Source organism: Pseudorhodoplanes sp., assembly GCF_046289595.1.
Taxonomy (GTDB): Bacteria; Pseudomonadota; Alphaproteobacteria; order Rhizobiales; family Xanthobacteraceae; genus Pseudorhodoplanes.
The window spans coordinates 1-8825 of sequence record NZ_JBKBVB010000157.1; the positions used below are offsets into that span (position 1 = coordinate 1).

9 protein-coding genes and 1 riboswitch are annotated in these 8825 nt (G+C 65.9%); of the genes, 5 read left to right on the plus strand and 4 right to left on the minus strand.

The genetic code is table 11. The features are described 5' to 3' along the window. The 3 genes from ACK41X_RS21475 to ACK41X_RS21485 all read right to left on the minus strand — a co-directional run. Window positions 1-454, minus strand: a 454-nt coding sequence (locus ACK41X_RS21475; RefSeq protein ID WP_409727681.1) for a HupE/UreJ family protein, incomplete at its 3' end; no start/stop codon positions are given. Beyond that, a complete protein-coding gene (locus ACK41X_RS21480) occupies window positions 451-1032 on the minus strand; it encodes a HupE/UreJ family protein (RefSeq protein ID WP_409727684.1) in 582 nt (193 codons plus the stop codon). The genes ACK41X_RS21475 and ACK41X_RS21480, both read right to left, overlap by 4 nt. Before the next feature lies 1 nt (window position 1033). Beyond that, entirely contained in the window at window positions 1034-2701 is a 1668-nt protein-coding gene (locus tag ACK41X_RS21485; RefSeq protein WP_409727686.1) for an FAD-dependent oxidoreductase, read from the minus strand. Between the two features lie 100 nt (window positions 2702-2801). Between ACK41X_RS21485 and ACK41X_RS21490 the strand changes: the two genes are divergently transcribed. The 5 genes from ACK41X_RS21490 (at window position 2802) to ACK41X_RS21510 (ending at window position 7328) form a co-directional block, all read left to right on the plus strand. Then, a complete protein-coding gene (locus ACK41X_RS21490) occupies window positions 2802-3779 on the plus strand; it encodes a Bug family tripartite tricarboxylate transporter substrate binding protein (RefSeq protein ID WP_409727688.1) in 978 nt (325 codons plus the stop codon). A 104-nt stretch (window positions 3780-3883) separates the two neighbouring features. Beyond that, a riboswitch (TPP riboswitch) is annotated at window positions 3884-3997 on the plus strand. Continuing rightward, on the plus strand, window positions 3987-4778 hold the full coding sequence (locus tag ACK41X_RS21495) for a hydroxyethylthiazole kinase (protein WP_409727690.1): 792 nt from the start codon (window positions 3987-3989) through the stop codon (window positions 4776-4778). (Overlaps the previous riboswitch by 11 nt.) Before the next feature lie 10 nt (window positions 4779-4788). Beyond that, window positions 4789-5451 carry a thiamine phosphate synthase gene (gene thiE / locus ACK41X_RS21500; RefSeq protein ID WP_409727693.1) on the plus strand — a complete coding sequence of 221 codons (663 nt, stop codon included), beginning with the start codon at window positions 4789-4791 and terminating at the stop codon, window positions 5449-5451. Next, complete coding sequence (gene thiD, locus ACK41X_RS21505; RefSeq protein WP_409727695.1) at window positions 5448-6260, plus strand: bifunctional hydroxymethylpyrimidine kinase/phosphomethylpyrimidine kinase; 813 nt, start codon at window positions 5448-5450, stop codon at window positions 6258-6260. Before thiE ends, thiD begins: the two co-directional genes overlap by 4 nt. Beyond that, entirely contained in the window at window positions 6261-7328 is a 1068-nt protein-coding gene (locus ACK41X_RS21510) for a TRAP transporter substrate-binding protein (protein ID WP_409727698.1), read from the plus strand. Between the two features lie 102 nt (window positions 7329-7430). On the opposite strand, the gene ACK41X_RS21515 is transcribed toward ACK41X_RS21510, so the two are convergent. Then, window positions 7431-8285: a fumarylacetoacetate hydrolase family protein gene (locus tag ACK41X_RS21515; RefSeq protein WP_409727701.1), complete on the minus strand. Its 855-nt coding sequence runs from the start codon at window positions 8283-8285 to the stop codon at window positions 7431-7433. Between the last annotated feature and the right edge of the window lie 540 nt (window positions 8286-8825).

Sequence of the window (8825 nt, forward strand, 5' to 3'; positions counted from 1 at the left end):
TTGCGGCGAACGCGGTGCCGGTCAAGGACAGCAACGTCTCTGCGATGCTGGGCACCGGGGGCACCGAATCGAACATCACCGCAAGCGCCAGCGCGGCCGCAAGCAGGGCGGCGACGGAGAGCGGCGGCACCAGCGCCGCTGCGAGAATGAGCCCGGTCACGCCGCCGAGACAGAGGATCAACAACTCCGCCCGCTCCGCACTGTAGGCGAGGGCAATCGGGACGAAAGCGAGAATTGCGGTGAGGCCGAACACGGTGAGCGCGCGGACTGCCTCGCGCTGCGGCAGGGTTGCAGCCATCAGCCCAAGCGCGATCAACGCAAGCGCATGCGCGGGCACCAGCAGCGGATGCAAGAGCCCGCCCGGAAAGCCGCGGACGCCGGGCAAGACGGTATGTGCCCGGGCGTCGGCCGCCGCGAAACAGATCAGGACAGCGGCGAGCGCCGCCCGCCTCATATCAGGCGGCCGAGAAAAACCAGTCCGGCAAGCGCGATGGCGCCGCCGGCTGCGCGGACCGCGAGCCGCCCGTTCGGATATTGCGTCAGCAATCCGAAGGCGATCCCGGCGAGATGCAGAAGGCCGGTCGCGATGACAAAGCCGATCGCATAGGCGAGCGCATTGGCTTCGCCCGGCAATTCGGTGCCATGGGCATGGCCGTGGAAAATCGCGAAAACCCCGACCAGAAGCGCGGCGATCCAAAGGTGCGGCTTTGCCGCGAGCGCCACCATCAGGCCGAGCACGACCGCGGAGATCGCAATCCCAAGCTCGATGCCCGGCAGCGGCACGCCGAGAATGCCGAGCACCCCGCCGAGCGCCATGACCAGCGGAAACACAATCGGCAGGATGAAGATCGCGGGCGCACCAAGAAAAGCGCCCCATAATCCGACCGCGAGCATCGCCGCAATGTGGTCGGCGCCGAGCAGCGGATGCATGAAGCCGCTGGCAACGCCGCCACCGAGTCCTTCCGCGGTATGCGCAAGGGCGGGGCTCGCCGCCGCGAGCGAGAACAGGATCGTCGCGGCAAAGCGTTTCATGTCACGCGGCCTTTCTGGCGGCGGCGACGGCGGCGCCGCGTATCAGGTCGATCAATGCCAGCGGATCCGTTGGCTCGGTGTCGCCGCGCCAGGCGATATGCTGGTCGGGGCGCACCAGCGCAAGCTTGTGCGGATAGAGGTCGCCCGCGCTCTCGGGCGGCAGGTCGACGACCACCAGCGGTACGCCGCGATGGGCGGCGGCTTCGACCATGCCTTCGACGTCCACCGCCGGATCGAAACGCAAGAGCGAGTAATCCGGCCCCAGCAGGTCATAGAGCGAGCGGCCATTGGGCAGGAAGAAATGCGGCGCGCGGCAGCCCGGCACTGTGGACGGGGTGAAGTCGTACATGGTGTAAGCCGGAGGTTCGCCGTCGTCATAGGCGATGACCGGCGACCCGGCATAGAAATAGCCGAAGTTGAGACCCCCGCAGCAATATTGGTGGACGTTGAGGTCGTAGGCTTCCTTGCCGACGCGGGCGCGCACCGCGTCGCCTTCGGGCCCGGGCAGTTCGACTTCCGGCGGTGTCCCCTTGCGCTGGCGCATGTTATTCAGCGCCATCTCCATGGCGAATTTCGACACCTGTTCGGTGATCGGCTGCCGCTCGCGTTCATAGGCATCGAGCAAAGATGCCGGCGCCCAGCCTTTGAGGACGGCCGCGAGCATCCAGGACAGGTCCATCGCATCCGCGATCCCCGCATTCATGCCATAGCCGGCATAGGGCATCCACAGATGCGCGGCGTCGCCCGAAATGAAGGCACGCCGGTCGCGGAAGCGATCGGCGACCAGGCGCCGTCCGGTCCAGTCTTCCTTCGACACGATCTCATATTCGAAATCCTCGCCGACGCCGAGAATGGTGCGGATCGCCCAGTCGCGATCGATGGAATCGAAATCGGGCTCGCCGTCATAGAGATGATTGTGGATCAGCCAGGTCTCCTTGCCGTCGATCGCGACCACGGTGCCGCAGCGGCGCGGATTGAGCGACAGATACATCCAGGCGCGCTTGCCCGGCATCATGCCGAGCAGCTGCGGCGCGCGGATGCAGGTTGATTGCACGCGCTGGATCACCGGCGTGCCGGAGAGTGTCGCGCCGATCTTGCGGCGGACCATGGAGCGGCTGCCGTCGCAGCCGGCGAGATATTTCGCCTCGATGCGGAAGGTTTCGCCGCTGTCCAGGTCGCGCGCTGTGGCAATGACGTTGTGATCGCTCTGGTCGAAATCCTCGATCTGGGTGCGGTTGAGAATCCGAACGCCCGGCATGGCGGCGGCATGGGCGAACATCACCGGTTCGAGGAAGGTCTGGTTGATGCGATGCGGCGGTTCCGGCGTCGGCCACCAGGTGTCGGGACCGCCGGTCGCGGTATAGCGCTCGTTGCGGGCGGGGATCGGAATCCGCGCCAGTTCGATTCCGGTCGAGGTGGTGCGGTAGGATGCGTCGTTCGGATAATCCGCCGGCAGTCCGGTGTCCCGCACCTTCTGCGCAAGGCCGAGCCGGCGGAAGGTTTCCATGGTGCGCGCCGAAACGTGGTTGCATTTCACGCTCGGCGGTTCGCCGGGGTAGCGCGTTTCCACCACCAGGGCGTCGATCCCCCGCCAGGCGAGGTCCATGGCGAGGGTGAGGCCGACGGGGCCGCCGCCCACGATCAGAACGCTGGTCTTTTCCTGTCTCATCTCTCGGTGCCGCAAATTCCGTGGCTGCTCTTCTAACACGTGGCCGGATCGCATATCATTGCTGGACACGGGAGCAAAGATAAGCTCGGGAGGAACTGAGATGTCGATTTTCGCGCGGGTCGCAGCCCTTGGGCTTGCGGCTCTTTTGTCCATGACGGCTGTTGCTGCAGCGCAAGGTTATCCAAACCGTCCGATCCGGCTGATTGTGACGTTCCCGCCAGGCGGCAGCACCGACCTTCTGGCGCGCGCCATGCAACCCTATCTGGAAAAGGCTCTCGGGCAGCCGATTGTGATCGAGAACCGGCCCGGTGCCGGCGGCGATATCGGGGTGGATGCGGTCGCCAAGGCGGCACCCGACGGTTACACCATCGGTATCGGCGCGGCTGGGGCGCTGGCGGTCAATGTCAGCCTCAAGGACAAGATGCCGTATAACGTGCAGAAGGATCTGGCGCCGATTACGCTGTTGACGGCGATCCCCTTTGTGATGGTGTCGGGACCGGGCTTTTCGGGCAAGACCCTCGGCGATGTCGTGAAGCTGGCAAAGGAAGACGCCAGCAAGCTGACCATCGGCCATGGCGGCAACGGCACGGCCATGCATCTGTCGGCGGAGCTGTTCAACCATTTGGCCGGAGTGAAAATCCCGCTGGTGCCCTACAAGGGCTCCGGTCCTGCGACCCAGGACGTGGTCGCGGGCCACATTCCGCTTGCCATCGTCGACATTCCGTCCTCGCAGGCGATGATCAAGGATGGCAAGATCAAGGCGCTGGCGGTTTCCAGCCGCGAACGCGACAGCCATGTCCCGGATGCGCCGACCTTCATCGAAGCCGGCATTCCAGACTACGAATCGATCGGCTGGTTCGGACTCATCGCGCCCGCCGGCACGCCGCCCGACATTATCAAGAAGCTGAACGAGGTCTTCGTCGCCGCGATGAACGATCCCACCGTTAAGCAGCGGATCGATCAGGGCGGGGCGGTGGCACGGCCGACCACGCCGGAGCAATTTGCCGCCTTCATCAAGAAGGAAACCGACAAATGGGCGGGTGTCATCAAGGCAGCAGGCGTTAAGGTCACGAACTAGACGCGCGCTCGCATGTGCCGATCACCCTTTTGCCCTTGTCGGCGGGGTGGTCGCGCCGCATTTTCGGCCACGCTTGCATTGGCTGCCGGTGCGGCCTAGATAGTCGCAATCTCATGGGGTGCGCGGCGGATCGTCCGCCGCGCTGAGAGGCGCCGGTCGCCAACCCATTGAACCTGATCCGGGTCATGCCGGCGGAGGGAGTGAGATATGCACGCGCCCCAGGGCGGATTTGTCAGCCCCGTCGATTTCGCCGGACACGCCGCCGATCTGGTCGAACGCCTTCGCGAGCGGTCGCCGCGGGTGCATTGCATCACCAATAATGTGGCGCAGGCCTTTACCGCCAATGTGCTGCATGCGGTGGGAGCGTTGCCATCCATGACGATGTCGCCGGAGGAGGTGGCCGCGTTCGCCGCGCGCGCCGACGCGCTCTTGGTCAATCTCGGCACCTTCGATGCCGGACGGCGTGCGGCGGTGGATGCTGCGCTTGCCGCAATCAGCGGGATGGCAAAGCCTTTTGTGCTCGACCCGGTGCTGATCGACCGCTCGCCGCCACGCGCCGACCATGCGCGCAAGCTGCTCGAACGCAGCCCGTCCGCGATCCGGCTCAACGCCGCCGAGTTTACGGAATTGTCAGGCGGCGCCGCGCCGGAGGATTTTGCCAAACAGCGCCGGACTGTTGTCGCACTCACCGGCAAGACCGATCTCGTGACCGACGGCCGCAGGATAGTGCGCATCGCCAACGGCCATCTGCTGATGGCGCGGATCACCGCCATGGGCTGCGCCGAATCGGCGCTGCTCGCGGCTGCGCTCGCGGTCGAGCCCGATCCCTTCAGCGCCGCCAGCGCCGCGCTGCTGATTTTCGGCATTGCCGGCGATATCGCAGGCGAGGCTGCGAACGGACCCGGCAGCTTCGGCGTTCACTTTCTGGATGCGCTATTCGCTCTCGACCGCGCCGCCATCCTGACCCGTGCCAGGGTTGTTTCCGAGGCTTCCCGATGAAGGCTTACAGATGAGTGTCGATCTGCGGCTCTATGCGCTTGTCGATCCGGACCGGAATGGCGGACACGATCTCGCCGCGCTGTCACGCAGCGTCGCGGAGGGCGGCGCGACGCTGGTGCAGTTGCGCGACAAGACCGGCTCGACGCTGCGCATGATCGAGCAGGCACGCGCCATCAAGGCGGCGCTTGCCGGGTCGTTCGTGCCGCTCTTGATCAACGATCGCGTCGATGTCGCGCTCGCCGCCGGGGCCGACGGCGTCCATGTCGGCTGGGACGACATGCCGGTGGCGGATGCGAGGCGGCTGCTCGGCCGCGAGGCGATCATCGGGCTGTCCATCAAGACGCGCGCTCAGGTCGAGGCGGCGCCGCTCGATCTGCTCGATTATGTGTGCATCGGCGGTGTGTTCGAGACCTCCTCCAAGGACAACCGCGAGCCACCGGTCCGGCCGAAGGGCTTTGCGGAGCTGGCATCGCGTGTTCGTCAGCGGGCGCCGAATATGCCGGTCGGAGCAATAGCGGGCATCGACGAAAGCAATGCGGCTGACGTGATTGCGGCTGGCGCCGACGGCATTGCGGTGATCTCGGCGCTGTCGCTCGCGCCGGATCCGGGCCAGGCGGCGAAGCGGCTGCGGGACATCGTTGACGCCGGGCTGCGGTTGCGGGGCGCCGCATGACCGCGATCGCCGTCACCATTGCGGGCTCCGATTCCGGCGGCGGCGCCGGCATCCAGGCCGATCTGAAAACCTTCTCCGCACTCGGAGTCTATGGCGCCTCTGTAATCGCCGCGCTCACGGCGCAGAATACGAAGGGCGTTACCGGCATCCACGATGTGCCGCCGTCCTTCGTCACCGCGCAGATCGATGCGGTGTTCTCCGATCTCGCCGTGAATGCCGTGAAGATCGGTATGCTGTCGCATCCGGACGTGATTGCCGCGGTCGCGGACGGGCTCGACCGTTACCGGCAAAATAAAGTGGTCCTCGATCCCGTCATGGTCGCTGCGTCCGGCGACCGGCTTCTGGCGGCGGAAGCGGTCGACGTGTTGCGCCGCGTTCTGATCCCGAAGGCGATGCTGATCACGCCGAACCTGCCGGAGGCGGCGGCGCTTCTTGAGACCGCGATGGCGCAGACCGAAAGCGAGATGCAGGAGCAGGGCGAGAAGCTGCTCGCGCTCGGGGCGAAGGCGGTGCTGATGAAGGGCGGTCACGCTGCGGGCGCAGAGAGTGTCGATCTCCTGATCGAGCCGCATTCGGTGGCGCGGCTCGCCGCCGAGCGAATCGACACGGCGAACACCCACGGCACCGGCTGCACCCTGTCGTCCGCCATCGCTGCCGGTCTGGCGAAAGGCCTGCCGCTGGCCGAAGCGGTGCGCGAGGCCAAGGCCTATGTGACCGCGGCGATTGCAGCGTCGGACCAATTGAAGATCGGACACGGCCATGGGCCGGTGCACCATTTCCACCATTGGTGGGGCGAAAGGAAAGACTGAATGAGCATCACCCGACGCGATGTCGTCGCCGGCGCAGCACTGGCAGGAGCCGTTGCCGCCCCGAATGTCGCCCGCGCGCAGACCAAGCGCTGGCGCATGGTCACGTCCTGGCCGAAGCGGCTGCCCGGGCCGGGCATGTCCGCCGAACGCGTCGCCGAGCGCATCAAGACGCTGTCCGGCGGGCGTCTCGAGATCGTTGTCTCAGCGGCAGGCGAAGTCGTGCCGGCTTTCGAAGTGCTCGATGCCGTCGCCGGCGGCGTCGCCGAGATGGGCCACACCGCCTCGTTCTTCTGGCAGGGCAAGGAGCCGGCCGCGGTGTTCTACACCACGGTGCCGTTCGGGCTGACGCCGAACGAGCATGTCGCATGGGTCGATGCCGGCGGCGGGCAGGCGTTGTGGGACGAGCTCTACGCGCCGCTCGGGGTCAAGCCGTTCATGGCCGGCAATACCGGCGTGTGCATGGGCGGCTGGTTCCGCCGCGAGATCAGGAGCCGCGAGGATATCCGCGGGGTCAAGATCCGTTCGCTCGGGCTTGGCGGGGAAGTGTATCGAAGGCTCGGCGCAACGCCGCAGACCACGCCGCCCGCCGAAATCCTCACCAGCCTGCAATCGGGCGTGCTCGACGCCGCCGAATTCGTCGGGCCGAGTTCCGATATCGCGCTCGGTCTCTATCGCGTCGCGCCGATGTATTACGCGCCGGGCTTCAACAAGCCGAACGGCACCGGCGAGGCCATCGTCTCGCTCAAGGCCTGGAACGCCCTCGATGCCGAGATGAAGGCGATCGTCTCGCATGCCTGCGCCGCCGAAGCTGCATTCGCGCTCTCGGAAATGGAGCGGCTGAATGTCGAGGCGCTCAATGCGCTGGTCACGCAGCACAATGTGAAGCTGATGACCTTTCCGGCCGATCTGATCGCAGCCGCCGGCAAGGAATCCGCCGATGTGCTGGCCGAACTCGCCGCGCGCAGCGGCAAATCGCGCAAGGTGCACGATTCCTATCTGGCGTTCCGCGAGCGGATCGGCGCGTGGTCGAGGATTTCACTGCGCGCCGTGCTGGAGGCGCGGGGCTAGGCCGCAAACTCCGCTCATTCCCGCGAAAGCGGGAATCCAGGTTTGCTGGTGCGCTGGGTCCCCGCCTTCGCGGGGACGAGCGGAGGGGCAGGCCGCCGCGGTCTACGTCTTCAGCGCCACGATCTTCTGCCGCTGCTCGCCGAGCCCTTCGATGCCGAGCGTGACCACATCGCCCGCCTTCAGGAATTTCGGCTCCGGCTTGAAGCCCAAGCCAACGCCCGGCGGGGTGCCGGTGACGATGATGTCGCCCGGCTCCATGACGAAAAACTGCGAGCAATACCAGACCAGATGCTCGACCCCGAAAATCATGGTGCGGGTATTGCCGGTCTGGCGGCGCTCGCCGTTGACGTCGAGCCACATGTCGAGATTCTGCGGATCCTTGATCTCGTCGCGCGTCACGAACCACGGCCCGATCGGACCGAAAGTCTCGCAGCCCTTGCCCTTGTTCCATTGCCCGCCGGAGCGGTCGATCTGAAAGGAGCGTTCCGAAACATCGTTGGAGACGAAATAGCCCGCCACTGCGCTCATTGCCTTGGCGCGATCGAGATAGCGCGCGCGCTTGCCGATCACGATGCCGAGCTCGACCTCGTAATCAAGCTTGGTCGAATCCTTCGGGATGATGGTGTTGTCGTTCGGCCCGCAGATCGAGGTCGGCGCCTTGTTGAAGATGATCGGCTCTTTCGGGATCGGCATGCCGGCCTCGGCGGCGTGATCCGAATAATTCAGCCCGATGGCGATGAAGTTGCGCACGTTGCCGACGCAGGGGCCGAGCCGCGGCTTGCCGGGCACCACCTTCAGCCGGGCGAGATTGGCCTTCTTGATCTTGGCGAGGCCGCCATCCGCCAGCATCGCGCCGTCGATGTCTTTCACGATGCGGGACAGATCGCGAATCTTGCCGTCGGAATCGACGATGCCGGGTTTTTCGCGGCCGGCCGGGCCGTAACGCACAAGCTTCATGTTTCCCCCTGGGAGACGTGTTTGGATGCGCCGGGCCGGGCGTATGGCCCCGCGCGAATGGCGCGGACTATGCGGCGGCGGGCAGGCGAGAGCAAGGGAGGGGACAATGCGGGTAAAGCTCCGCCGGCCCTGTTGTTGTGACGGCGCGGGCGCGCCCAATTTCAAAACCCGTGGCCCTTCTTTCGTTTTGCGCATCGGGTACACCCGATGCGCAAGGGCGCGCGGAACGCCGGGCTTTCAGCCAGCCCATGGCCTCGTGTGCGAATCGGTAGAGCACACGAGATTGCAGTCACCACGGACCGCCGAAAAATTCCGGCGTTCCGCGCGCGGTGTTTGAAGGCTTGCTCCGCTGGACCCCCGGTGGACTGACGAACCTATCCACCGCTGCGACGACCTGACCTGAACCTTTCCGGATGTGGCGTCCGTACTCGGTCCGGCCACCACGGTCCCCCAAGTGACGAAGGCGCATCCTTCGCCGGAACCCAGCAGCTTGGGCCTCCATGCGGCGCGCCACGTCTCGCGCGCCCGCACGGCCACCGC